Below are 24,504 nucleotides of genomic sequence, written 5' to 3' on the forward strand. Positions count from 1 at the left end.
TTTCTACGCAATTTCTAACGAATCAAGTCGTAGGAAATATCTGTCTTAGAAGGAATGTTGGTGTTGCGATCGATTTCTTCAAACAGAGTATTTACAACCCAGTTAAGCAAGTTGATCACACCTTGATAACCAATGGTGGAGTAGCGGTGTAGGTGGTGGCGATCCATGATGGGGTAGCCGATTCTCACCAGGGGAGTCTTGGTATCGCGCCATAGGTACTTACCGTAGGTGTTGCCAACCAGGAAGTCTACTGGTTCGGTGAACATTAGAGAACGCATGTGCCACAAGTCTTTACCAGGCCAAACAGTTGCATTCCTACCGAAGGGGCTAGAAGCAAGCAGTTCTTTCATTTCTGCTTCAAATACGTCGTTGCTGTTGTGAACCAAGATATGCACAGGTTCAGCACCCATTTCTAGCATAAAGCCAACTACGCTGTATACTAAATCTGGTTCGCCGTAGATAGCGAAGCGCTTGCCGTGAATCCATGAGTGGGAGTCAGTCATGGCATCAACTGCCTGACCGCGTTCAATTTCCAATTGTTCGGGAATGGGGATACCACTCAGTTCGCTGAGTTTCATCAAGAACTCGTCAGTACCCTTAATACCCCAAGGACGGCAAACTGCGGTTGGTTGCTTCCACTCTTTTTCGATGTACTCGCGGGTTTTGAGCGTAGAGTGTGCTTGCAGAGCGATCGTAGCTTTAGCATTAATTGAATCTTCTGCATCTTCTAGCTTTGTACCACCTGGGTACATATTGAACTCACCTGTGTTGGGTGAATCCAGGTAGTCGCTGTTGTCAGCTAGAATGGTGTAGTCAAAGCCGAACAAGGAAGCAATCCGTTTGATTTCCCGGTTGTTGCCTACGTAGGTGTCAAAACCTGGGATGAAGTTGATCTTACCATTGCTGGTTTCTTTCTTATGACCTGCTGTCAGGTTAGAAAGAATTCCCTTCATCATGTTGTCGTAACCAGTGATGTGGGAACCAACAAAGCTAGGCGTGTGAGCGTAAGGTACTGGGAAATCTTGAGGAACTGAACCAACTTCCTTGGCGTTGTTGATGAAAGACTGTAAGTCATCACCGATTACTTCTGCCATACAGGTGGTGCAGACAGCGATCATCTTGGGCTTGTAAAGTTGGTAAGAGTTAGCCAACCCGTCAATCATGTTTTGCAGACCACCAAACACGGCTGCATCTTCAGTCATTGAAGAAGATACACCAGAAAATGGTTCTTTGTAGTGACGGGTTAAGTGGGTGCGGAAATAAGCAACGCAACCTTGAGAACCTTGAACAAAAGGTAGAGTACCTTCAAAACCAACAGCAGCAAAGATTGCTCCCAATGGTTGGCAGCCTTTAGCAGGGTTAACAGTTAAAGCTTCACGAGCGAAGTTCTTTTCACGATAATCCCAACCCTTCGTCCACTCTGCAACCCGTTGTACTTCTTCGGTTTCGTGAGCATTTTCAAACTGCTTTTTGTTTTCAAATAGCTGTTTGTACTCTGGTTGGTGGAATAACTCTACGTGGTCTTGAATTTTTTCGGGATTCTGAGGCATTTTTGGATCTCCAAGCTTACTGAATTCTTTACTGATGGAGGAATAAGGATTTGAGGCGGTAGAGACGCGATTAATCGCGTCTGTACTAGGGAGTGGGAATATGATTCAAAATTCAAAATGCAAAAATCAAAAGAAATTTTAATTTTTCAGTTTTGAATTTTGGATTCCCAACTCCCCTCTGGGGTTTTAGCCCCAGGTTATCCTTACTTATCTAGCTCCCATTTCCCTAGACGGCAGCTTTAGCTTCAACTTTAGCTTCAGCTTCAGCTTTAGCTACAGCTTTCTTAGCGTTAGCTTTTTCATTCCAAGGAGCGCCAATTAATCCCCAGGTTGGGCTGTTAAGTGCCAAGTCCATGTCACGTGCGAAGATGGCGAAGCCATCGTAACCGTGATAAGGGCCGGAGTAATCCTTTTTGTGGTTTAATTCTTTTCAACAGTCTAATGTTTGCAGTAAACAGTGTCAGCGATAAACATTGTTCGCTGATAACACATTTATTTTTAGGCTAAATATAGGCTAAAAACACAGCATAATTAGGTTCAGGACTAACGCATCATCTAAATGTTGTCCTGAGCCAAGGTGATTAAAAAATCGCCCGTTTTTTTGCTCATCTCTGCAAGCACAGCAGCAAAAAGAACACATGAGAACGAAAGTACTACTAGAATTAGAGCAAGTTAATCTGCGTTTGAAGTCTGCAAAGGCAAAGGTGACAATTAGAGAATCGAATGGAAGTCTGCAATTACGGGCAACGTTACCAATTAAGCCGGGAGACAAAGATAGTAATGGTACTGGGAGAAAACAATACAATCTCAGTTTGAATATTCCCTCTAACTTGGATGGACTCAAGACGGCTGAGGAAGAAGCCTATGAATTAGGGAAGTTAATCGCTCGTAAAACGTTTGAATGGAATGATAAATATTTAGGTAATGAAGCAATTAGAAAAGATTTTCAAACCATAGGAGAATTACTCGAAAATTTTGAAGAAGAGTATTTTAAAACTCACAAACGTACAACTAAAAGCAAACATACTTTTTTTTATTACTTTTCCAGAACCAAGAGATTTACGAATCCCAAAGACTTGGCAACTGCTGAAAATCTGATAAGTTCAATTGAACAAGTCGATAAGGAATGGGCTAAGTATAATGCAGCTAGAGCGATCGCTGCATTTTGTGTGACATTCAACATCAAAATTGATTTATCTAAATATTCCAAAATGCCAGAGAATAATTCCCGCAATATCCCTACAGATGTGGAAATAGCTGAGGGAATTATTAAATTTGAAGATTATCTGAATAACAGAGGTAATCAAGTTAATCAAAATGTTCAAAATAGTTGGCAACTTTGGCGCTGGACGTATGGAATGTTAGCAGTTTTTGGTTTACGTCCACGAGAACTTTTTATAAATCCTGATATTGATTGGTGGTTGAGTCAAGAAAATGTAGATTTAACATGGAAAGTTCATAAAGATTGTAAGACTGGTGAAAGACAAGCATTACCATTATATAGGCAATGGATTGATGACTTTGATTTGAAAAATCCGAAATATTTAGAGATGTTGAAAAGTGCGATCGCTAAAAAAGATAACACTAATCATGCGGATATAACGGCGTTAACACAGCGAGTTAGCTGGTGGTTTCGTAAAATAGGATTGGATTTTAAACCCTATGATTTACGTCACGCTTGGGCAATTCGGGCGCATATTTTGGGGATACCAATTAAAGCGGCGGCGGATAATTTGGGGCATAGTGTGCAAGTTCATACGCAAACTTATCAGCGTTGGTTCTCATTAGATATGCGGAAGTTGGCGATTAATCAGGCGTTGAGTAAGAGGAATGAAGTTGACTTGATTAGGGAGGAGAATGCTAAGTTGAGGATAGAGAATGATAAATTGAGATTGGAGATTGAGAAGTTGAAGATGGAGCTAGTTTATAAGCGGAGTGAAATTTGTTAATAAAAATGATGTGGTGCGTTACGCTGCACGATAACGCACGCTACTAACTTACTCTTTAAATTTCCGTATAATAAATAGTTATATTTCTGACTGTTATCTGTAAAGACAGTAGTCTAATGTTACCTGTAAAGTCATCAAAGCTATGTAGCTGTTAGACTATTCAGAGTATTCGCTCTGCAAGCAAAATATTGTTAATGTATATTTACAAACTGACCCGGATCGTATTCAACAATGGAGAAGAGGTTGAACCAGGAAACCTTACCGTTATTATTGGCCCGAATAATGCTGGAAAAAGCCGTACTTTAAAAGACATTGCTCAAAAAACCACAAAAAGTACACCTCTACCTGCTGTTGTTGTTAGCGATGTTGAGTGGACAACCCCACAGAATCTACAAGAGCTATGCGAAGCCTACAGTTTGAAACGCTACCAAGACGAATATACCAGCTGGATGTTTCGTATACTAGCTCCTGAACTGTCCCAGGAACACCAAGTCAGTGCAAACTTTTGGTCTGAAGAAGATGAGGTAATTTCCCATATTTTATCTAATAAATCCATGTTTGCCGAGTATTTTGGTATTGCTATGGTTGCATTTATCACCACAGAACACCGTCTTCAACTGGTAAAAGAAGCTGCTAGTGCAGCCCATGAAAGACAAGAAGCAAATCTGCTGCAAACTTTCTATAATGCAGAAAGTTCTCTAGAGAATGATATACAAAAATTAGTCAAGCGTGCTTTTGGCAAAGAAATTAAGTTAGATTTCACTGTACCGCAGCGATTACTTCTTCGAGTTGGAAATGATTTTAGTTTAATTCCTTCAGATCCAAGAGATGCTAGACAGCCAATGCAGGGATATGACAAGTTGGATGATCAAGGGGATGGAATCAGAAGTTTTGTAGGAATTACCACTGCATTGTTGGCGATTAAACGAAACGTATTTCTAATCGATGAACCAGAGGCTTTTCTTGCTCCGCCCCAAGCTTTCCGGATAGGTGAGTTTATTGCAGAACAAGCAAACAGTAAACGCCAAATAATTTTAGCTACACACAGCGCCGACTTACTGCGTGGTCTTTTAAGCAAGACAACCGATCTCACTATTATTCGGATTGACCGTAGAGATGAAACCAACTATTTCAATACACTTGACCCAAATCGCTTACGGGAATTAGTGAACGATCCTCTATTGAGTTCATCTCGTGTTCTGGACGGACTTTTTTACTCCGGTGTAGTTGTGGTAGAAGCAGATAGTGATGGGCGGTTTTACCAAACTGCCTCTAACAAGCGGAAAAATAATATTGATTTATATTTCGTTAATGCAGATAACAAGCAAACTGTTCCACGGATTACCACACTGTATCGGGATATGGGAGTGCGCTGCGTAGGAATTGTTGATTTTGATGTGTTAAATAACCCGGCAGAATTTAAAAAGCAGCTAGAGGCTCTAAAATTCAGTGAAGAAGGCATTACTCGAATGCTGACTATTCGTGAAGAAATTGCAAAAGCAGCTAAAGAACTTCCTTGTGATGAGAGGTTAAAGAAGGTCAAAGAGCAAATGACAACACTATTAGCCTCTCTCAACGAGGTACAAGGTAAAGCTTTTGCTTCTGATGGCGAAGCTAAATCTGAAAAAGAAAAATTATTGAGCCAAATTGAACGTCGAGCTAGAGAAATTGCAGACTCGACCAAGAACTGGAAGGATTTCAAGGAGAAAGGGCGAGCAGCCTTGCCACCAGAATTACAATCTAGCTTTGACGATTTATGGAAAACCTGTTCAGAAAGAGGGCTATTCATCAATCCATGTGGTGAGTTAGAGTCAATGCTCACACATCGAGGTATTCCTTATACAACAGATGATAAACGGGGATGGATTACAAAAGCCTTGTTAATGCTTCCCGGACTCGAAGTTAATGACAATGAATATCCCTGGAAATTTATCAAGGAGATTCAGGAGTATCTTATAGGTTTGGAAGATCAATAGTGCGATCACATCTCTCCTGTAGCGTCTATTGATTTACTCAAAAACAATGCCGCGATAAATTTCCGCCATCGGCAAATCAATACTAACTGAATCCAAAGCAAGAGATAGCTCTAAGCCGCTAAAATCACTGAGCAACCAACCTTTGTCTTGTTTACTGTAGCGTTCCACAAAAGGTTCATCCTGCTCGACTAATAAATATTTGCTAAAACTCGCAATTGAGCGATACATCCGAAATTTACTGAGTCGGTCGTAATCTGCGGTGGAAGGAGATAGAACTTCAACAATCAAAATGGGATTTAAGACTTCATCTAAACGTTCACCATTTAGTTGCGGTTCGCCGTCAAAAATCATTACATCTGGATATACCCCACGTCGATATTCAGGAATCCACAGCCGTAAATCGCTGTTAATTGGCTCGAATTGAGTATCGCGCATCATAGTACTAAAATAGGTCAGAATGTTCCGACCGATACGGCTGTGTTTGAGGGTTCCTCCGGGCATGGGTACAATTTCTCCATCTCGATATTCGCTGCGTCCTTCAGCTTTTTCTTCGATCGCACGATATTCATCCAAGCTGTAGCGGCGCGAGATGGTAGAAATCATAGGTTGTAAGCGATCGCATTGGCTATAAGACAACAATATTATTTTGTCACAGATTTGCTTGTGAGGTAATATCATACTCCAATGCGATGCCTGCGGCAGGCTACGTCAATGGCAACCATCTATCAACTGTTTTGCACCATCCAAACAAAAAATCCAAGAATTTGTTCCACTGGTGGGAGAGGATAATCGATCAAGTCGATAGTGACAAGATTATCCTCCAGCTTCAGGAATCGCCATTGCGTACCACTGCTAATAGAACCATAGATTACGGCAACTGGACGATTTTTGGCGGCGTTGAATTTTTGTGCTGCAACCATTTCTGCAATACATTGTCCAAACCTAGTTCTTAAATCTGCTTTTTTTGCTTCTACAATGACAATTGCAGGCGCTTCAATTTCTAGTACTTCCGGCGAACGACTCAAAAGAAAATCACACATTCCATTCAGTCCAACTGCCTCATCGACTGTAAAATCTTCTCCAGAAAATAAGCTAATTTGGCGATTTAATATCCGTCTAACTTCTAATAATACAGGGTAAATTATTCCTTCGGAACGAGCTTTTTCACTTGCTGAAGAAGCAAGTGGTAGACTTTCTTCAAGATATGCCGTCAGTGTAGCAGATGATTCAATAGGTTCGGTGGCAGGAATGAATCGCCCACCCTCCTGTGTTTTTAACCCAAAAGCCTCTTTAACTTTACTGATAGTTGTAAACTGACTATAAGGCATAAGTGATGAGTACGGGATGACTGGTGGAACATGCAAGTCAGATTATCGCCGCAAACCACGCCCAGTAGTGAACCAAATAGTGAAGCTTGTGAAGTGATTGGCAGTGAATCAGTAAACCTATTATATAGAAAACCTGTTTGCGATCGCTACTCACAAACAGGCTTGACTTTTTTGACCTTCTAATTAAGCCTGCTCCCAAAGCTGACGTACATAGTCAGGTAGCCAGCTAGCAATTTCCTGAATTCGCTCTTCGGAAAGCTCGTCTTTGGTGGCAGAAAATACTGCTTTAACCGCTTGTTCTCGATCGACCGATCGCGGCATTCCACTTTCATTAGCAACTCGGAACAGGAAGCGATCGGAATCGATATTGAAGATACCTGGGCCTTTAAAGGGTGGACGAATCCGGCTTAAAAATCCCACAATTGGATTGGTGTCTTTCCAGAGATCGGACACTTCAAACTGAAGTGCTTTCTCATCAGTAGGCACAGCCTCTGTATGCAGTTCTGCCTCGACGCGATCGCTGGCTTCTGTGGTCATTACGTCGCGCATCACGCGAAACACAACTTCGGTAAAGTCTCTTGCATCATAGGGATCTGCAAATCCAGCTTTGACCTGGACTTTTTCTAGAAATGAACGATGTTCGTCAGGGATTACAGTTCGAGAATCTTCAATCTCCGTTGGGTCAATTTCTGGAACATTTGTTCTAAATGATTCATCAGGCATTGTTTTTTCTTGTGCTTTTTAATATTGAGTCTTTATGCTTACCTTATGTAAAATCGCACAAATCAAAAACCCTTAGCATCATCCAGAAGTTTGAAATACCACCTATTCAAAAGTCAGAAATTTAGCTGATCAACTGAGATATTTGGCATTAACACGCGCAAGTCAGTTGTGTAGCGATTGCGATCGCTGATGTTTATGCCCGTAGTAGACATCGCCCATTGGTGTTGAAAAATAGTCAAAATAGATGAATTGGTATAAATTTTGTCAAAACGAAGATGCTAGAAACAACAAACATTGGAATCAACACTTGCTATGTCAAAATACCTAATAATGACTTAGAAATCGATGCTTACTTAGCTCAACCAGCACAAAAGGGAACCTTTGGGGCGGTTATAGTTTTTCCAGAAATTTTTGGAATCAACAGTAATATTCGAGATATTACTGAACTAATCGCTAAACAAGGTTATGTAGCAATTGCTCCGGCGATGTATCAACGTATTGCTCCCGGTTTTGAGGCTGATTTTAGCCCTGAAGATGTTGGGTATAGCCCAGAAGCCTATCGGCTGGGCTTGGAATACTATCAACAAGTAAAGTATCAAGATATCTACTGATTTTTACTATTTATATGTATATTAAAATCCTACATAACGATTGACTACCGTAATAATAGCTAGATGATATAGTAATTCCAAATTAGCATTAAGTTAAACCACTCCATGAACCTTTAGCTGCAGAGGAATTTGAATGATAAACTCGGTTCCTTTTCCAGGAGTTGAAAAGCACTCCAGTTTACCACCATGTTTTTCTGTGACAATTTGGTAGCTGATGGACATACCCATTCCGGTTCCTTTGCCAATGGGTTTGGTGGTGAAAAAGGGATCGAATATTCGTTGCTGAAATTCTTTGGAAATACCAACTCCGTTATCAGCGATCGCCACTTGCAGCCACGTTGAATTAACTACGGATGTGCGAATCTTAATTTGACTGCGATTGTTCTCAATCTCCTGATAGGTACGCTTGGTATTATTTTCTTCTAACGCATCAATAGCATTTACTAAAATATTCATAAATACCTGATTAAGTTGTCCAGCATAGCATTCGACTGGGGGTACAGTTCCATAGTCTTTAATCACCTCAATTTCAGGTTGTTCTGGTTTACCTTTGAGGCGGTGCTGCAAAATCATCAAAGTACTGTCGATGCCCTCATGAATATCGACCCTTTTAAATTCCGCTTCATCAATGCGAGAGAAATTCCGCAGTGACAGTACAATTTGGCGAATGCGATCGGTGCCCACTTTCATAGAAGACAATAATTTTGGTAAGTCTGACTGCAAAAACTCCAGATCGATTTCTTCAGCAACAGTTTGAATTTCAGCAACAGGGTAGGGATGATATTGCTGATACAACTGCATAAGTGCTAATAAATCCTGCGTATATTCCTGCACATGGGCGAGGTTGCCATGAATAAAGTTAACTGGATTATTAATTTCGTGTGCAACTCCAGCAACTAGTTGTCCCAAACTAGACATTTTTTCACTTTGAATAACTTGAGATTGACTGCGCTGCAATTCCTCTAATGTATTTTTAAGTTCAGTGGTACGTTCTTCTACGCGTTCTTCTAGTTCTTCCTTGCTTTTTTCTAAAGCCGTAAACGATTCATGCAGTTGTCCTGCCATGTGGTTGAAAGAGTTAGACAGAGTATTAAGTTCTCGAATGCCGCTAGTTTCTACTGTCTGATTTAGATTGCCAGATGCCATTGCCTCACTTGCCCAATTCAAGCGCAGAATTGGGCGTACAATCCAATGAGAGGTAAACACGCCCATCGCTGAGGCAACAACTAATGCGCCCAAACAAAGGGCGATCGTGGTGTGCGTGTTGGCGTTAATTTGCGCCATGAATGCGTTTTTTGGCACACTCACCACCAGCAGCCAATCCAAGCCATACTTGTCACGCCAAGGTATAACATGGACAAAGTGCTGTTCTCTCTGCACCTCAAGCTGAAAATCTGTGTCTTGGGTGATGGATGCAAACCCGTTGAAGGTTTGGAGGTGTCTGGCAATGTTCTGTATCATTGGGTTGGAGCTATCGATCGCTCGCAATCTCTGAACTTTTTGATTAACGAGGGTAAAGGGCTTCTCTGTGCCAGAACTGGCGACTAACATGCCATCCCGCTCTAAAAGGAATACCTGCCCAGACTGACTAACATCTAAACTGCGTAAAAAATCGCTGAGTTTCAGCAAGTGAATGTCCGTTGCAATCATTCCCAGTAAGCGATTTTGTGCATCATAGATCGGACGGCTAGCAGAGGCGGCGATGTAGGGGCCAGTGGGATAATAATTTCCAGTTACAATCTTTGCCCAAATGGGTTTACCAGCGGCGATAGGTTCGGTGTACCAAGATTCACTGAAGTTGTCCCAACTCCACCGAGCATTAACCTGAGTTTGATTGCCTTGCTCATTAGTAGCGTAGGTGTAGACATTGTTTGGAGGTTTAGCAGTCCAATCATCAATGGTGATCGTTTTGCCATCATAATTAGCGGCTCCAATTCCTTCACCCGTCGTTAATCCGATACCAATATAAGTCAAGTCATAGGTCTGCATCTGATCCCAGAAATACTTGGCAAGAGTTTTGCGATGCCTAAGGCGGGCTGCATCTACGCGTACATCTAATATTCCCCTGCGGATGGCATCTGCATTTTTCTATAAAGCAGGTATGAGCATTAATGCTGATGGTGCGCCTAATGCTTATCACCCCGCAGATAAAGGGATTGATTTTTTGGCAAATGCTGGGTATTCAGATAACTGGTGGGCACTAGCTGTAGATAAAAACGGCAATCCATTTATTCAAGGCAGTACCGATCCATATCCTGGATACTATATTTCTACAACTGCATTATTCGACTCTGGATTTGTTAAACAAGATCCACGTCGCTATGTTGATTCAACAAAAATTCCGTATATTGTTCTTCCGGGAAATGGTGATTTTAGAAAGACTACAGGCGTTAAATTAGGAGATTTTGCAGTTGTTTACAATACTAATAATGAAAAACTCGCTTTTGCAATTTATGCTGATGTTGGGACGAAAAACCAGATTGGAGAGGGTTCAATAGCTCTATCTCAGGCTGTTGGAAACGAGCCATTAGTACAATCAAGAGTCAGGCGAGGAATTCCCAAAGACATCGTTTATATTGTTTTTCCAGGTTCTGGAAATGGACAGTCAAGAACAATTTCAGAGATAGAAGTTGAAACTAAACGGTTCTTTGAAATATGGGGTGGCGTAGAACGGATAAAGTCTCTATAAAAGTGTACCTGATGCAAATTTAGTTGCAGTAGAGACGTAGCAGTGCTACGTCTCTTGTTCGGAGAGCGATGTCTACGATACGCTTTGTGAATGCGTCTATGCAATCATTTTTGCTTGAAAAATTTTTGAGTAGAAATAGCACATATTAAGTTGTCGCTACTGGTTTCTTTCCATTCTTGCTCTCCACACTGGCAACGAATGACGGTTGCTCATCATTGAGAGTTGGCGACTCCCCTCGCAGTCTCTTACGACGCTGATTTTTAGGAACTCCTCCCGCCATACCGTACTCGACACTGCTTTTGCCATATCGAGTTCCCACTGCCATTAGCATGTGTTCTGTCATATCTCCCAACTCGCCTTCTGTTTCCAGCATTTCACGATACAATTTATCCAAACTGGAAAGGGCACTGTTATATGCATTTTCTCTAGTTCGCATCGTTTCGATTAGGGTAGAAAAGGCAGGTAAAGTAAGTCCATTGCCTAAATCTAAACTTGGATCGATTGAATTAATGCTAGCTGCACGACGCACTGCTTTTTCTAGCACTAAAGAAGTTCTTTTTCTCCGAGCCACGATCTACACCTTCTAATAGAGTACGGTTAATATTCTTTACCTTAAAAGGCTTACGTATGGTTCAGCCTGAGAGAATTCTGGCAAATTTGCAATGGTTTTTGCTACAAGCGCGATATTTGTCATGAATGCGCGAAATACTGAAATGAGAAAGCAAACTGGGGTTTGAGAAAGTAAAAGCTGCTTTTGCTTGCGGAAAACACCAAAATGAGTAAGTAAAAGCTTATTTTACTTGCGGAAAACACCAAAATGAGAAAGCAAAAGCTGCTTTTGAGTAAGTAAAAGCTCATTTTACTTGCGGAAAACACCAAAATGAGTAAGTAAAAGCTCATTTTGAGTAAGTCAAATGCCATTTTGCTAACTAAATTTAACAATTTCTGTATTTTGTCTAAATGTATAATGTCCAAATCATAGATATTAAGTGGAAAAATTCCGAATAACTATTCAAAATCGGGTAATTAGGCGGAAGTTTTCCGTCTAATAAATAGTCAGGCCGCTTGAATTACCAACTGTAAAGGCAAGATTATGAAGACAAAATTCAAACAATTGCTCGTTGTTATCGTCCTTGCAAGCGCTTCTCTTGGTTTTACCTCAAGAGTCAATGCAGAATTTTCTGAGATAAACATACCCCAAGTAGCCATACCTGATACTACTGGATTAAGAAACGGGGGTCTTGCACTTGAGTTATGTAAGCGATATGTAAATCAGGCAAGCATTAGCCCTAACAGTTTAGAGCTACAGCAGATAGCACTCGACTGTCAAGGTGTACAAACTGAATACACGCAATGTATTATTTTAAATCCTCCAGAAAATTCGTTGCTCTGTACAGCAGCGGCATCTAAGTATCTCGAAAACCTTCTTCGTTATACTTCATATCTCCAGTAGGTTACCCTCAGTGCATTAGACGTAGGTTGGGTTACGCTCCGCTCCACCCAACCTACAATTTTTTTGCAACATTAAAGCCATGACAGTCCATTACAAGACTACCGAGATTTTTTCAAAAATCAAATATGATTCCTATATAGAACTACTTAATAATTCTCAAATTAGTTTACTAAAAAGCAATAAGCTATGCCATCAATTATCCAAATTGACAGTGCTGCAACACCCAGAGCTACCCAAATCGCTCAGATAATTCAAAAGCGCCGTCCATTAGATCAAAAAATTGAAATCGTAGAGATTAACCTCAAAACTCTCTCAGCGGCCTTACGCCTTTTTGGATCAGCAACACTGGAGAACGCGATTGACGTTGATTTGAGTCAACAGCCAATTTACCTAGCTTGCCTACATTTGACTAAAGCTCGGTTCTAAGTGAACCGAGCATTGATTGAGGTTTTATTTGATGATCTTTATGAGGCTTAGAGAATGTTTTAAAAGTCCCGAAAGTGATAATTTTGCAGTTCTGCACTGGCTTAATTACAACACCAAATTAAGGTTTTGGCTATGTACTAAGATGCAATGCTTTGCTAACTATAAGAGCAAAAAAACCTTTTAAAACATCATCTAAGACAAGCGCAATTGCTTTTGTCTTAACAGAGCAAAGAAATTTTACTTGCGAGTTAGGTTAAGCAGTTCTTTGGGAGAAGCAAGTAAGTCAATACCCACAAAGTAAATTTGACCTTGAGGATCGAGTAAAAATCGCCAAGCAATGTTCATCCCAACATTACCTCCAAACCAAGGAGTTTCGACCGTACCAGTAATTTTATGCTGTGTATAACCATCTTCTATAGTTTCCGAAACGCCTTTGGTTGGCTTCATTACTAACCCTTGTCCCTCATCTCGTAGGTAGGAAGTGATCGCTTCTCGACCAACAATTGGTTTTTGGAAGGGTGGTTGCAGCGCACCATTATTAGCAAATAAAGCAACAGCAGCTTCAAAGTTATCTGCATTCATGGCTTCAATGTATTTCACCACTGTCGGTTCTGTAACTCCTTCAATAGTAAATTGGGGAGTTAGGGATGTACGTGGGAACTTAAAGTTTATGACTTCTGCCTGTTTGTTATCAGCTAGGGATGGATCGAAGCCCATATTTACTACAGTATTGCGTAGTACAGTAATTTGCTGACTCTGATCGATTCTCTGAACAGCTTGTAGCAATGCTTTAACTTGAGTTGACATTTGATAGCCAACTGGCATAGGAGCGACAATACCCTCTTTCATCCACTCTCCTAATTGCCACCAGAATCCTAGCTTGGCGTTGACACCAAAATATGCATAAGAACGGCTAATAGGAGTATCAGCATTACTCGCTAAATCTGTCATTAATTGCGTTTGTTCTTCATGAGACATCTGCTTAATTTGGTTGAATATACCTTCCATTAATTGGAGATTTGCTTTTCCGGGAGCAGCTGGAGTAATTGTACGACCTATTTCAGCGTAGGCATACCAGAGAAATGCCAGTTGATCCTCAATGTTCAGTTCTGCAAACATTGCTGTAGTAGCTGGAACAGCATCTGCCACTTGAGTGCTAGAGAAAATATTGCGTGCGGAATCGATAGTATAACTCATGCTTATTACCTTAAAGATTTAGCTATTCAGTAGTTGGTTTTGGCTACAATTTTGCAGCTTCGGGGATAAATCTAGGGGCTTTTTCCTGGATGACACAATTATCCCTAGATATTTAAATCCGAATTATTATCATTCACTACTCTGGCATCATAACTGGTAAAGGTTAACAAAAGACTAAGATTTATAAGATTTATCTGATTAATATCATTGAATGAAATGTATATTCACTATTTGTTTTTCAAGTTTATAGTTTGATAAAAGTGTTTTTTGAAAAATATATCTTCCTAAAGAAAGAGATATATCTATATAGTATCTATCTATATAGATATATCTGCATTTTAGACTTTTTTAGCAATAAAAATACAATTGGTTAATTACTCAACTTTGTTTAAAACTGGCCGATAGTATTTCGGATAGTGAGGCACGTCGAAGGATGCAGGATTTCTGGCAGATTTCTATTCCACCTGGGTCTATTGCTTGAGCGATCGCAAATGCGATCGAACAACCTGACGACGTGGATGTTAGCAAAATTATTGTGCGCCTTACCGCCAGTCTTTATTGATTTTCAAGGATTGGCTACTAGGTTCTTTGAAGAAAAACTTATTTCATTTGCGATCGCTGTTTAGTTAGGGGATTACTTCGCCTCAATCCGTGAAGCCAATTGTTTTAAGGTTATCTGTAGGGCAATACAGATAGTCAATCCTACTTAGACTATTTAAAGTAATAGATTATACCTAAAATAATTAAATGAGTCGGGTAAAACACATAAAACCATCTAGCTCGTGAACCTTGTTTACCATTGAATTGAAAAACAATAAATCCTGCAATAATTGCCCAATATTGCAATATATCAGTGATAAATAGAGTTACTAAAATAAAGTGAAAGAAGCACCAGTAGAGCAACCATACTTTAGGCTTTAGTTTGTCTGCTAGGGACATCAAGAAAATTACTCCAATCCCATATACTCCATATTCAACGCCCAAGCCCTCGGCAACTACTGCACACAAGCCGATAATTATTAATTGCTGCCATAATTGTGAGTAACACTTTACTAAGCGCAACATCACCAGTCCAAGAAGAAGCGTGAAGAGAATATTCAGTGCTAAACTCTGGAAAACAACACTATAGATTGGTTGAGATATAATTGCTGTAATTAATAGTCTGCTACCATAGCGGTATACATTTCGGGTATGTTTTTCGCCTTCAGCCAGAAGCCATGCAAACAGAGGAAAACTCAATCGCCCCAATAAGTGCAAGACTACCAACTCTGGCATTAGTAAATAGCACACATGATCCATAACCATGAACACTGCGGCTAAGATTTTAATGCTGAAAGCTGAAATTTTAATCACAACGTTGCAGTTACCTTGGATTCCTTGATATAAAATGCCTAAAATCTGATTAACTTAATATAATAGTTATTCCAAATCCTAACAATTTGATAACATTAACAAAAAGGGCAATGTCTACGATGGGCTATTCCGCGTCGCCCTCTTCAGCAGAAAATGCAGAAACACTATGGCAAAGCGTAAAAAAAGTAATCTTCAGTGGATAAAAGAAACGCTTGAATTAAAACCTGACCATCGTTGGGAATCTCCATCAGGCTACAAAATATTTGTAGCAGATCGAGGCGCTGTTCGCTTGAATGTTCCCCAAAGTTGGGTTTTTGAGCCACAAGAAAAATCTTTCAAGTTCCTCGATAAAAAACCACCTAACGATGATTGCTGTCTAGAAGTATCTTTTAATCGCTTGCCACCCAACGACTGGAGCCAGTTTCCGCTAAAATCAACCTTGAAGAAAGTCTTGGAAGACGACAGCCGCAACGTCATTGAGAGGGGAGAAATAGTTACCGTCAAGCGTCAAACCGCCAGAATTGTTTGGACAGAGATGAAGTTTATTGACACTCAAGAAGAACCACGGGAAGCTTTTTCGCGGACTTGCATTGGTTTGGGGTCGAATGTTCAATGCTTAATTACATTCGATTATTGGGTAGATCAAGCCGAACAATTAATACCCGTTTGGGATGAAGCGATGCGTAGCCTCACATTAGGGTTGTATATTCGTGACCCCATGACTGGTCTAGCTTTCCCAGACTAAACCTCAAGAATAATTGCTCCAACTTCCTTGACAAATCTCAATGAAAACACTATTCAGGGTAACTGAAAGTTTGGCGGTTTATTCCTCTGGTACATAATTTTCATTTTCGGAAAGCTTAACTCGTAGCTCTACCAGTTCTTTTTCAATTTCTGCTTTTTGTTTTTCAAGGAATTTTATCTTATCCCTGAGCGATGCTACATACACTTGGTGCTTCTCTAGCTTGCTTCCGGTTTCGTATCTCATCTGGGGATTCATCTTAATTGGCCCGAAAGGAGCAGGTAAAACTCATTGGATAGTATTTTGACAGATTTGATTCGGATGAATCCGCAGTGATTTGGTCATTAAAGATTAAAAGTTAGCTTAGGTTGCATATTGATGAATTTAATTGTGACAAAATGTTTGCGATCGCGCCTAACCCAATCTGCATAGGAAAGTAAGTTTGCAAAAAGTTGATGTACAAAGGTTTTTTGCTGCCACTGACCTTAATCGTTAGCTTGTTGGTTTTATCTCTTTGGTGTCGCCATACCTGCAAAGGTGTATATTTACACTCAGTTTGCATTAAAATATATACTTTATAGATAAACTCTAATTATTCTGCCGATTCAATGGCATGGAGTCACTGCGATGTCAATTGATGAAATTAAAAACGAACAAAATAATGATTTAGTTCAACCCGCTTTAATAGAAAGCCTAGTAAAGGCAAAAGATAAGAAAAAATCTAAAAAATCCAAACGGATTTTTGATGGTAGTACTGAAGCTTTTGCCAAGAAAATTCCCAAAAAAACTTTTGAAACTGAACTAGAGCAACTCCAGATTGAGCTAGTCAAAATGCAATACTGGATTAAGCACGTTGGCTATCGGGTTGTCGTTATATTTGAAGGGCGTGATGCTGCCGGCAAAGGAGGAGTAATTAAACGCATTGCCGATCCACTCAATCCTCGTGGTTGTCGTGTAGTGGCTTTGGGAACTCCCTCCGATCGCGAGAAAACTCAGTGGTATTTTCAGCGCTACGTGCAATATCTTCCGACAGCAGGCGAAATTGTCCTCTTTGATCGCAGTTGGTACAACCGAGCTGGAGTTGAACGAGTGATGGATTTTTGTACCGAAGCAGAATATCAAGAATTCATGCAATCTTGCCCGGAATTTGAACGAATGCTGGTGCGATCGGGCATTGTTTTAATCAAGTACTGGTTCTCCGTCAGCGATGAAGAACAAGAGGAACGCTTTCTTTCTCGCAGTCACGATCCAGCAAGGCGCTGGAAACTCAGCCCAATGGATTTGGAATCACGCGATCGCTGGGTAGAATACTCCAAAGCAAAAGATACCATGTTTGCTTACACGAATATTCCAGAAGCCCCCTGGTTTACGATTGAAGCAGATAATAAAAGACGTGCGCGGCTCAACTGCATTCATCATTTGTTGAGCAAAGTTCCTTACGAAGATATGACACCTCCTCCCTTAGAGCTTCCGTCTAGACCGATGGCTGAGGATTATGTTCGCGCTCCCCGCAATGAGCAGTTTTTTGTACCTCAAGTTTATTGAGAAATATTCTTGAGTTAGAGGCGATCGCTACAATGGGTTAATTTTTTATGACATAATCCCATTTCACATACAATCCCTAGAGCTTATAGCATGATGCTGTGTTAATGTTAGCTCTGTTAAAGCTGTCAAATTTAAATTATTTAGGATACTAGACTTAATTGGGCGCTTTTCGTCCCAAAAAATTAGAGATGAATAAAAGTCTTTTGCTATTGAAGAAGTCAAAAGTTCAAAAGTTTTATATACAAGTTTTTCATCATCAAAGCTGAGAAAATAAACAGTATCATCGAAAACAACAGGTTTTCTTTCTATCTTACCTATCAATCTAAAAGATAACTTTTTGTAAAGTCCAGAAATTGCAATCTTCCAAGGAGAAAAAGTATATGCTCCAACACCAAAAATAGAATAATTAGGATTATTTTTATAAATTTTACTTTTTCTTTTGTTTAGATATTGTGCATGTTTCTCTAAATATTTCCAAGTTTTAGGAGCCAAATCTTTTATATGCTCGGTAGGTTCACCAACAAATCTCTGAGTTACCAAAACATATCTATCAGTAGCCTTTGTTTTATTCTGAGCAATATAAGAACTTTTAAGCAAGGGGAAAAGATATGTTTCTTCAATATCAACGGCTTCTCCCAATCCATTAACAAGAGTATTATTGATTTTACGAAACTCCATGACCCTCGCACAATCATGCTTAATGCCAGAGCGCCATTTTATTTTTGATTGCTTATCATATAGCTTTTGTAGTTTTTCAAATGTGACTACATCTCGGACAAGTACGTTATTCCAATAACCTATGCGATAAGAATCAGAACTTTCAAGGCTGCTGAATATATCACAAAAATAGTTTTGTGAATTTGATTCAAAGTTACAAAACAATAAACAAGCTTCAACAGTAGCATCAAAATATTGTTTGGCATTTATTTTGTAATTTGCACAGTAAGCAAGATTTAATTTTTGAGAACTGATATAATTTAATATTTTCCTAGCAACAGAACTTTTGCATAGAATTGCCAGATAACCTTCATGTTTTTGCAACCATTGCACCACCTGAATTAACATCCATTCTGATATATCAAAATTACTACTACCAGTGATTGCATCTAAACCAGAATAGTTTTGAAAATTGCTCTTTTTTGGTAAGTTATCACCATCAATACTACCTTGGTGAGAGTTTGTTACCCAAGGTAAATTCCCAACTACTAATATTTTATTATTTGATTCATCTATAAGTGACGACCAATTAAACTGAAAAAAATCTCCATATCTAATTTCAATTCTTTTGTCGTGTATGAATTTTTGTTTTACTTTTAATTCTTCTAAATAATCATGATTTATTTCAATTCCAAAAATTTTGTTTGCTGATTTAAACGAATTTAAAGCCGCTTCAATAAAATTACCCACGCCGCAAGTTGGCTCAATTATAACATCGGGCATTACACCAAGTTCAACTAACTTTTGACATACTCTCTTAGCTAGTTCTACTGGTGTCTGGAAATCTCCATACTCTATCTTTGCTTTATGTGTACTATGAGTCATGGATTAATTTTGTAAACAGCAATTACGCCATCTTCTTGACCAGCACGTTCTATTACTCTTCCATACTGGAGTCGCCATTGCAAAGCATTAGAAATAGTTAGAAATCCCTGTACAGGTGGATTTATCAGTATTTCATCAGCAATATTGCTTGCTTCAATTTCATCGACGGGTAGATTGCGCTCAAACATAAAAGCAATTAAATCATCTTTATTTCCTTCGTTTGCTAAAAGGTTGCGAATTCCACGAGTCATTTGGAAATCTGCGGTTCTTTCAGCACTTACATAAATCGTATGCAAAATATTTAAGGTTGCTGTGCGGTTGGTACTATAGTCTGTTTTATCGTAAACGAAAATCAGCAGCGAATACCCAAGCCCAAATATTTTTTGGCGTGCAGATTTGAAAGGGCATGATGATTGTGGTTGTCTAATGCTTGTTACCTTCACATCTACAAGCAATCCCGGAAAGTCTATACCACTAGCAGAATTACCCTCTACAAACTCATATCGTCCTTTGAGATAAAGCCTAAACTTTTGTTCTAGATATGTTCCAACAGCTTTCCCATCAGTTACACCGTACAGCAAGGGTTCTGGGTGAATCGACTCCGCAGATGAAAATATAGCAGCTTCTAAAGAGAGGCTTTGTACTGTCAAAATTGTCATGGACAAAGGGAAAAATAATGTCAAAAATTATACCCTAATTTGAATATATTGGTGTACGGTCAAAGCAGAAGTACCATAAACTATAATAAATATGTTAAATACATAACAGCCTATCTTATTCTTTAGTTCTTTAGCAACGCTTGATCGCACCATTTAATCTAAACAATCGTCATTATAAATAGTCTTTCTTTTTACAGTTTTTCTTTGAGTAAAATGCTAGCAAATCCTAAAAGCCAGACAGAATAAGAGTTATATTGTTTAAAGCATACAAACAGATTATTCTTAGATAACCCTAAAACTCGCATTTAGGCTAGAAATAGGCTCTTTTTTCTCTTGCCGCTAAAAAACCTTGCATTATATGATGTTGAGGAGCGATCGCTAGGTTCGGAGTAATCCCAAGAGTGCATTTGACGGAAAGGTAGACCCATCTTTTGGAAGACGTACTTCTCTTTCACACCAGAGGCTACAAGGTCAGGCTTGAGCGCTTTGATAAATTCCTCGAATTCGTAAGCGGTAACGTCGTCATAAACGATGGTGCCGTTTTCGATCATCGTAGTAGTGCGTTTGTAGTCATCGTTATGAGCAAACTCATAACCTGTACCAATCATCTTCATGCCCAAATCTTGGAAAGCTGGGACAACGTGGCGAGGACGTAAACCACCAACCATGATGGCGACAGTCTTACCTTCCAAACGTGGACGATACTTCTCAAGAATCACATCCATTGTGGGCTGATACTTGGCGATAATCTTCTCAGCGTTTGCTTGGATTGTCTCGTCAAACTTAGAAGCGATTTCCCGTAAAGATTCAGCAATCTTGGTGGGGCCGAAGAAATTATACTCAAGCCAGGGTATACCATAAGCTTCTTCCATGTGACGGCTGATGTAGTTCATCGACCGATAACAGTGGATGAGGTTCATCTTCACATTGGGGGTCATCAACATTTCGTTGATGGTGCCATCACCTGACCACTGAGCGACTACGCGCAAGCCGAGTTCTTCTAACAGGATGCGACTAGCCCAAGCATCACCACCGATGTTATAGTCACCGATAATGGCTACGTCATAAGGGGTACCTTCAAACTGAAGTGTACCGTCTTTCTTGGCTTGATCTGATCTGGTGAACACCCAGTCACGAACCATGTCGTTAGCAATGTGGTGTCCCAAAGATTGGGAAACACCCCGGAAGCCTTCGCAACGCACAGGTACAACTGGCTTACCAATTGTTTTCGATGTCTTGCGAGCAACAGCTTCGATGTCATCCCCAATTAGACCGATGGGACATTCAGATTGAATGGAAACACCACGGTTGAGGGGGAAAAGTACATCAAGTTCTTCGATCAGCTTGACAAGTTTCTTGTCACCACCGAAGACGATATCTCGTTCTTGGAAGTCGGAGGTGAAGTGCATGGTACCAAAGGTATCAATACCTGTGGTGCCGATGTAGTAGTTACGACGACCAGACCAAGACCAGTAACCGCAACCTACAGGCCCGTGGCTGATGTGAATCATGTCCTTAATAGGACCCCAAACCACACCTTTAGAACCGGCGTAAGCACAACCACGAGCGGTCATGACGCCAGGAAGGGATTTGATGTTAGACTTAACGCCGCAATCGGACTTACCTTCTTCGTATACGTTTAAGTGTTTTTCCCGCTTCTTAGCGGCTTTTTCAGGATAAGCACTGAGAACTTCTTTAATTAGTTCTTTTCTTTCTTCGATGATGTTTTGGTTTTCTGGAGGTGTCATACTTTGTCTCTGTGACTCTTAAGGATGGGGGGCATAGGGGGACTAGGAGTCCCCTCTAAAGTTAGGGGGGAGATCAGAGGGAAAGGTAAAAGGTCAAAGGTAAAATATGAGATTCTTCCTTTTTCCTTTTTCCTTGTGCTAAAGCGTTATTTCTTAGCAGCGAATTATACTACAGGAGCTTCAGCAGCAGTCTTACCAACCAACATTGCAGCATTTTCCTCGCTTTCGAGAATACCGAATTCAATCAACAAGTCTTCTAATTCTTCCATTTCGATAGGTGTAGGAATAGCTAGATTTTTGTTGTCGATGATTTTGGTAGCCAATGTCCGATATTCGTTAGCTTGGTTGCTATCGGGTGCGTACTCGTTAACAGTCATGCGGCGTAATTCTGCGTGTTGAACAATGTTGTCACGGGGTACGAAGTGAATCATTTGGGTGTTCAACCGTTTTGCCAAGGTTTCGATCAATTCGTGTTCCCGGTCAGTTTTACGGCTGTTACAAATCAGACCACCCAAACGCACGCCACCTGTGTGAGCATACTTAAGAACACCACGAGCAATGTTGTTAGCAGCATACATCGCCATCATTTCACCTGATGTCACGATGTAGATTTCTTGCGCTTTACCTTCACGGATAGGCATAGCGAAACCACCGCACACAACGTCACCTAATACGTCATAAGATACGAAGTCTAAGTCTTGGTAAGCACCGTTTTCTTCTAAGAAGTTAATGGCGGTGATGATACCACGACCTGCACAACCTACACCGGGTTCTGGACCACCAGATTCTACGCAACGAACGTCACGGAAACCGGTGAGCATCACTTCTTCGAGTTCTATATCTTCTACTGCGCCACGTTCAGCAGCAAGGTGAAGAACGGTTGTTTGAGCCTTGCTGTGCAGCATCAAACGAGTGGAGTCAGCTTTAGGGTCGCAACCGACGATGAGGATGCGTTGACCCATTTCTGCCATAGCTGCCAAGGTGTTTTGGGAGGTGGTAGATTTACCGATACCGCCCTTACCGTAGAAAGCTATCTGTCTAATGTTTTCTTCTGTCATGGTTCGTATTTTCCTGCAATTGGTTGGTTGGTGGGTCTTTGCGTTGGTCTGTTGCGTTCACCCCTGTTGAGCGACAGTAGTGAGCACGTGTAGAGCATCGTTGGTAGCTTTGGCATAAATGCCTGCTGGGGGCGATCGCTCCACAGCTAAAATGATCGAAAGCAAGTACATATATTTCTTGGTTAAATTTCTTTTCTTTTTGTCTTTTGTCCTTAGTCATTAGTCAAATAACTAATGACTAAGAGCTTACGCAATTTACAAATACGTCATAATGTGCTTTAGCTGGAAAGACCAAATAGGACTTGATGTTGTTATTTGTCAACAATCAATGCATCAGTCCTATTACTTGTTCAAAATAGCGCCCTTGAAATTTGAGACACGCTCTAGTGCAGCTTGGGTATCTTCTGGCGACTCTCCACGCACAGCCATTGATTCACTCAAAAGCTTGGCGATCTCATCGAAGTGTTGTTGCTGTAAATTCATTCCGGCGTGTGTTTTGTCCATTGGACGACCTGCGTATTGCTTTGGCCCCTCAAAAATCTGAGATAAGAATGCAACTAGATGATTACGTTGCTTGACCATATCTGTACCAGCAAAAATGGGATTGAGGAGGCTATCTGTGGCAATGCGTTTGTGGAGTTCATCTACTATTTGTTCAATAGCTGGTTGTCCGCCAAGCTTGTCGTACAATGTACTCATATTCTGTTCCTTTGAAGCGAGTTAGATGATGAAATTCGCAAGTAGGCGCTTAATCTATGAAGCCTATATGCTGTTAGCCGTAATAGTGATAGGACTGATACCAATTCGTAATTCGTAATACCTTGGGGGGAGCAATCCTTCAGGTGTCTACGTAATTTGTAATTAAGAAAGTTTCATTTCAATCTGTATCTTTCTTTTAGCGAATTGGTATGAAGCATTGAGTGGAGACAATGATTCGATTCAAATCCTACTTTTTGTTCCTGGCTGAATGCATATTAGGGCGTATTTGTAGAGTACGTTAAGTCCTACAGCAATTCCTAAACTGCTTCGACTACAAGGCTCTTGCTGACACGATCTTGTAATCTGGCTTCGATCGCAATTTTTAGGGTTGCTGTACTACTAGAACAGGAACCGCAAGCACCTTGCAATACAACTTTAACGCGATCGCCTTCGACATCATAGAGTTCTACATCTCCCCCGTCAGCGATGAGTACGGGTCTAACTTCTTCATCGAGAACCTTTTGAATTAGAGCAATCTTTTGGACGTTGGTTAGCGATCGCTCTTTGGACGTAACAATTTCTGTGGCAACTTGTACGCCGTAATTGTTGAGAGCAGGTGAGGCGTATTCCTGTTGAACTGATTTAATTATATCATCGATGTTCGCCAAACAGGAACCGCATCCACCACCAGCTTTCACATAATTTGTTACCTCTTCGGCACCAGTGAGATTATTTTCTAGAACGACGCGGCGAATTCTGGACTCGCTGATCCCAAAGCAACTACAAACTAACGCGCCTTCATCATCATCATCGTGGGTAGCTAGAGGTATGCCACGATAATTATAGATAGCGGCTTCTAGCGCTTCTTGCCCCATGACAGAGCAATGCATCTTTGCTTCTGGTAAACCACCCAAGTAATCTGCAATGTCTTTATTGGACACTTTCAGGGCTTCATCTAAAGTTAAACCTTTGACCATTTCGGTTAATGCACTAGAAGATGCGATCGCACTAGTACAGCCAAAGGTTTGAAAGCGAGCATCTAGAATCTTATCAGATTCTACTTCTACTTTCAGGTGCAATCTCAGAGCATCGCCGCAAGCAATGCTACCGATTTCTCCCGTTGCAACTTTAACTCCAGCTTCGCTCGTTTCTTCAATTTCTCCCTGATTTTTGGGATCGTAAAACAGTTCTAATACTTTATCAGTGTAGTCCCACATAACGAATTTTAGATTTTAGATTTTGGATTTTAGATTGGG

23 protein-coding genes and 3 pseudogenes are annotated in these 24,504 nt (G+C 40.5%); 10 read left to right on the forward strand and 16 right to left on the reverse strand.

Annotated elements, in window-relative coordinates; all coding sequences use genetic code 11:
- Positions 1–14 precede the first annotated feature (14 nt).
- Positions 15–1,550 (reverse strand): nitrogenase molybdenum-iron protein subunit beta, encoded by a 1,536-nt coding sequence (gene nifK, locus ACFE93_RS03095; protein WP_375471973.1) that lies wholly within the window; start codon positions 1,548–1,550, stop codon positions 15–17.
- A 226-nt stretch (positions 1,551–1,776) separates the two neighbouring features.
- A pseudogene (locus tag ACFE93_RS03100) lies at positions 1,777–1,968 on the reverse strand (hypothetical protein); the annotation flags it as partial.
- 178 nt (positions 1,969–2,146) lie between these two features.
- Between ACFE93_RS03100 and ACFE93_RS03105 the strand changes: the two are divergent.
- Positions 2,147–3,499 (forward strand): annotated as a pseudogene (locus tag ACFE93_RS03105) (site-specific integrase); the annotation flags it as partial.
- A gap of 194 nt (positions 3,500–3,693) precedes the next feature.
- Positions 3,694–5,475 (forward strand): ATP-dependent endonuclease, encoded by a 1,782-nt coding sequence (locus ACFE93_RS03110; RefSeq protein WP_375471974.1) that lies wholly within the window; start codon positions 3,694–3,696, stop codon positions 5,473–5,475.
- 33 nt (positions 5,476–5,508) lie between these two features.
- Here ACFE93_RS03110 and ACFE93_RS03115 read toward each other — a convergent pair whose 3' ends face one another.
- A complete protein-coding gene (locus tag ACFE93_RS03115; RefSeq protein ID WP_375472004.1) occupies positions 5,509–6,078 on the reverse strand; it encodes a Uma2 family endonuclease in 570 nt (189 codons plus the stop codon).
- 122 nt (positions 6,079–6,200) lie between these two features.
- Entirely contained in the window at positions 6,201–6,803 is a 603-nt protein-coding gene (locus ACFE93_RS03120) for a hypothetical protein (RefSeq protein WP_375471975.1), read from the reverse strand.
- Positions 6,804–6,833: 30 nt separating this feature from the next.
- On the opposite strand from ACFE93_RS03120, the gene ACFE93_RS03125 reads away from it, so the two are divergent.
- Positions 6,834–6,986 carry a hypothetical protein gene (locus tag ACFE93_RS03125; protein WP_375471976.1) on the forward strand — a complete coding sequence of 51 codons (153 nt, stop codon included), beginning with the start codon at positions 6,834–6,836 and terminating at the stop codon, positions 6,984–6,986.
- Here the strand turns inward: ACFE93_RS03125 and ACFE93_RS03130 are convergent, their stop codons facing one another.
- A complete protein-coding gene (locus ACFE93_RS03130; protein WP_375471977.1) occupies positions 6,987–7,526 on the reverse strand; it encodes a DUF2267 domain-containing protein in 540 nt (179 codons plus the stop codon).
- A 275-nt stretch (positions 7,527–7,801) separates the two neighbouring features.
- Between ACFE93_RS03130 and ACFE93_RS03135 the strand changes: the two are divergent.
- Positions 7,802–8,134 (forward strand): annotated as a pseudogene (locus ACFE93_RS03135) (dienelactone hydrolase family protein); the annotation flags it as partial.
- A 96-nt stretch (positions 8,135–8,230) separates the two neighbouring features.
- Here the strand turns inward: ACFE93_RS03135 and ACFE93_RS03140 are convergent.
- Positions 8,231–10,126 (reverse strand): ATP-binding protein, encoded by a 1,896-nt coding sequence (locus tag ACFE93_RS03140; protein ID WP_375471978.1) that lies wholly within the window; start codon positions 10,124–10,126, stop codon positions 8,231–8,233.
- Positions 10,127–10,208: 82 nt separating this feature from the next.
- Here ACFE93_RS03140 and ACFE93_RS03145 point away from each other — a divergent pair, with 82 nt between their 5' ends.
- Positions 10,209–10,826 carry a glycoside hydrolase family 75 protein gene (locus ACFE93_RS03145; protein WP_375471979.1) on the forward strand — a complete coding sequence of 206 codons (618 nt, stop codon included), beginning with the start codon at positions 10,209–10,211 and terminating at the stop codon, positions 10,824–10,826.
- Positions 10,827–10,971: 145 nt separating this feature from the next.
- Here ACFE93_RS03145 and ACFE93_RS03150 read toward each other — a convergent pair whose 3' ends face one another.
- Positions 10,972–11,397 (reverse strand): hypothetical protein, encoded by a 426-nt coding sequence (locus ACFE93_RS03150; RefSeq protein WP_375471980.1) that lies wholly within the window; start codon positions 11,395–11,397, stop codon positions 10,972–10,974.
- 522 nt (positions 11,398–11,919) lie between these two features.
- Between ACFE93_RS03150 and ACFE93_RS03155 the strand changes: the two genes are divergently transcribed.
- Positions 11,920–12,279 (forward strand): hypothetical protein, encoded by a 360-nt coding sequence (locus ACFE93_RS03155; RefSeq protein ID WP_375471981.1) that lies wholly within the window; start codon positions 11,920–11,922, stop codon positions 12,277–12,279.
- A 186-nt stretch (positions 12,280–12,465) separates the two neighbouring features.
- On the forward strand, positions 12,466–12,705 hold the full coding sequence (locus tag ACFE93_RS03160; protein WP_375471982.1) for a hypothetical protein: 240 nt from the start codon (positions 12,466–12,468) through the stop codon (positions 12,703–12,705).
- A gap of 237 nt (positions 12,706–12,942) precedes the next feature.
- Here ACFE93_RS03160 and ACFE93_RS03165 read toward each other — a convergent pair whose 3' ends face one another.
- The gene (locus ACFE93_RS03165; RefSeq protein ID WP_104908619.1) at positions 12,943–13,902 is read right to left on the reverse strand and encodes an orange carotenoid protein N-terminal domain-containing protein; all 960 of its coding nucleotides are present in this window, start codon (positions 13,900–13,902) and stop codon (positions 12,943–12,945) included.
- A 416-nt stretch (positions 13,903–14,318) separates the two neighbouring features.
- On the opposite strand from ACFE93_RS03165, the gene ACFE93_RS03170 reads away from it, so the two are divergent.
- Positions 14,319–14,528, forward strand: coding sequence for a hypothetical protein (locus tag ACFE93_RS03170; RefSeq protein WP_375471983.1), 210 nt, complete (start codon positions 14,319–14,321; stop codon positions 14,526–14,528).
- Between the two features lie 85 nt (positions 14,529–14,613).
- On the opposite strand, the gene ACFE93_RS03175 is transcribed toward ACFE93_RS03170, so the two are convergent.
- The gene (locus ACFE93_RS03175) at positions 14,614–15,255 is read right to left on the reverse strand and encodes a TraX family protein (RefSeq protein ID WP_375471984.1); all 642 of its coding nucleotides are present in this window, start codon (positions 15,253–15,255) and stop codon (positions 14,614–14,616) included.
- 166 nt (positions 15,256–15,421) lie between these two features.
- Here ACFE93_RS03175 and ACFE93_RS03180 point away from each other — a divergent pair, with 166 nt between their 5' ends.
- Positions 15,422–16,000 (forward strand): hypothetical protein, encoded by a 579-nt coding sequence (locus ACFE93_RS03180; protein WP_375471985.1) that lies wholly within the window; start codon positions 15,422–15,424, stop codon positions 15,998–16,000.
- 78 nt (positions 16,001–16,078) lie between these two features.
- On the opposite strand, the gene ACFE93_RS03185 is transcribed toward ACFE93_RS03180, so the two are convergent.
- A complete protein-coding gene (locus ACFE93_RS03185; protein WP_375471986.1) occupies positions 16,079–16,243 on the reverse strand; it encodes a hypothetical protein in 165 nt (54 codons plus the stop codon).
- A gap of 381 nt (positions 16,244–16,624) precedes the next feature.
- Between ACFE93_RS03185 and ppk2 the strand changes: the two genes are divergently transcribed.
- A complete protein-coding gene (ppk2, locus tag ACFE93_RS03190) occupies positions 16,625–17,542 on the forward strand; it encodes a polyphosphate kinase 2 (RefSeq protein WP_375471987.1) in 918 nt (305 codons plus the stop codon).
- 63 nt (positions 17,543–17,605) lie between these two features.
- Here the strand turns inward: ppk2 and ACFE93_RS03195 are convergent, their stop codons facing one another.
- From ACFE93_RS03195 to nifU, 6 genes are all read right to left on the reverse strand, one after another.
- Positions 17,606–19,084, reverse strand: coding sequence for an SAM-dependent methyltransferase (locus tag ACFE93_RS03195; protein WP_375471988.1), 1,479 nt, complete (start codon positions 19,082–19,084; stop codon positions 17,606–17,608).
- Positions 19,081–19,743: a restriction endonuclease gene (locus tag ACFE93_RS03200; protein WP_375472005.1), complete on the reverse strand. Its 663-nt coding sequence runs from the start codon at positions 19,741–19,743 to the stop codon at positions 19,081–19,083. Before ACFE93_RS03200 ends, ACFE93_RS03195 begins: the two co-directional genes overlap by 4 nt.
- 305 nt (positions 19,744–20,048) lie before the next feature.
- On the reverse strand, positions 20,049–21,491 hold the full coding sequence (gene nifD, locus ACFE93_RS03205) for a nitrogenase molybdenum-iron protein alpha chain (protein ID WP_375471989.1): 1,443 nt from the start codon (positions 21,489–21,491) through the stop codon (positions 20,049–20,051).
- Between the two features lie 164 nt (positions 21,492–21,655).
- The gene (gene nifH, locus ACFE93_RS03210; protein ID WP_375471990.1) at positions 21,656–22,549 is read right to left on the reverse strand and encodes a nitrogenase iron protein; all 894 of its coding nucleotides are present in this window, start codon (positions 22,547–22,549) and stop codon (positions 21,656–21,658) included.
- Positions 22,550–22,891: 342 nt separating this feature from the next.
- Positions 22,892–23,248: a group 1 truncated hemoglobin gene (locus tag ACFE93_RS03215; protein WP_298921122.1), complete on the reverse strand. Its 357-nt coding sequence runs from the start codon at positions 23,246–23,248 to the stop codon at positions 22,892–22,894.
- Positions 23,249–23,565: 317 nt separating this feature from the next.
- Entirely contained in the window at positions 23,566–24,465 is a 900-nt protein-coding gene (nifU, locus tag ACFE93_RS03220) for a Fe-S cluster assembly protein NifU (protein WP_375471991.1), read from the reverse strand.
- Positions 24,466–24,504 lie beyond the last annotated feature (39 nt).

Source organism: uncultured Nostoc sp., from assembly GCF_964247315.1.
Classification (GTDB): domain Bacteria; phylum Cyanobacteriota; class Cyanobacteriia; order Cyanobacteriales; family Nostocaceae; genus Nostoc.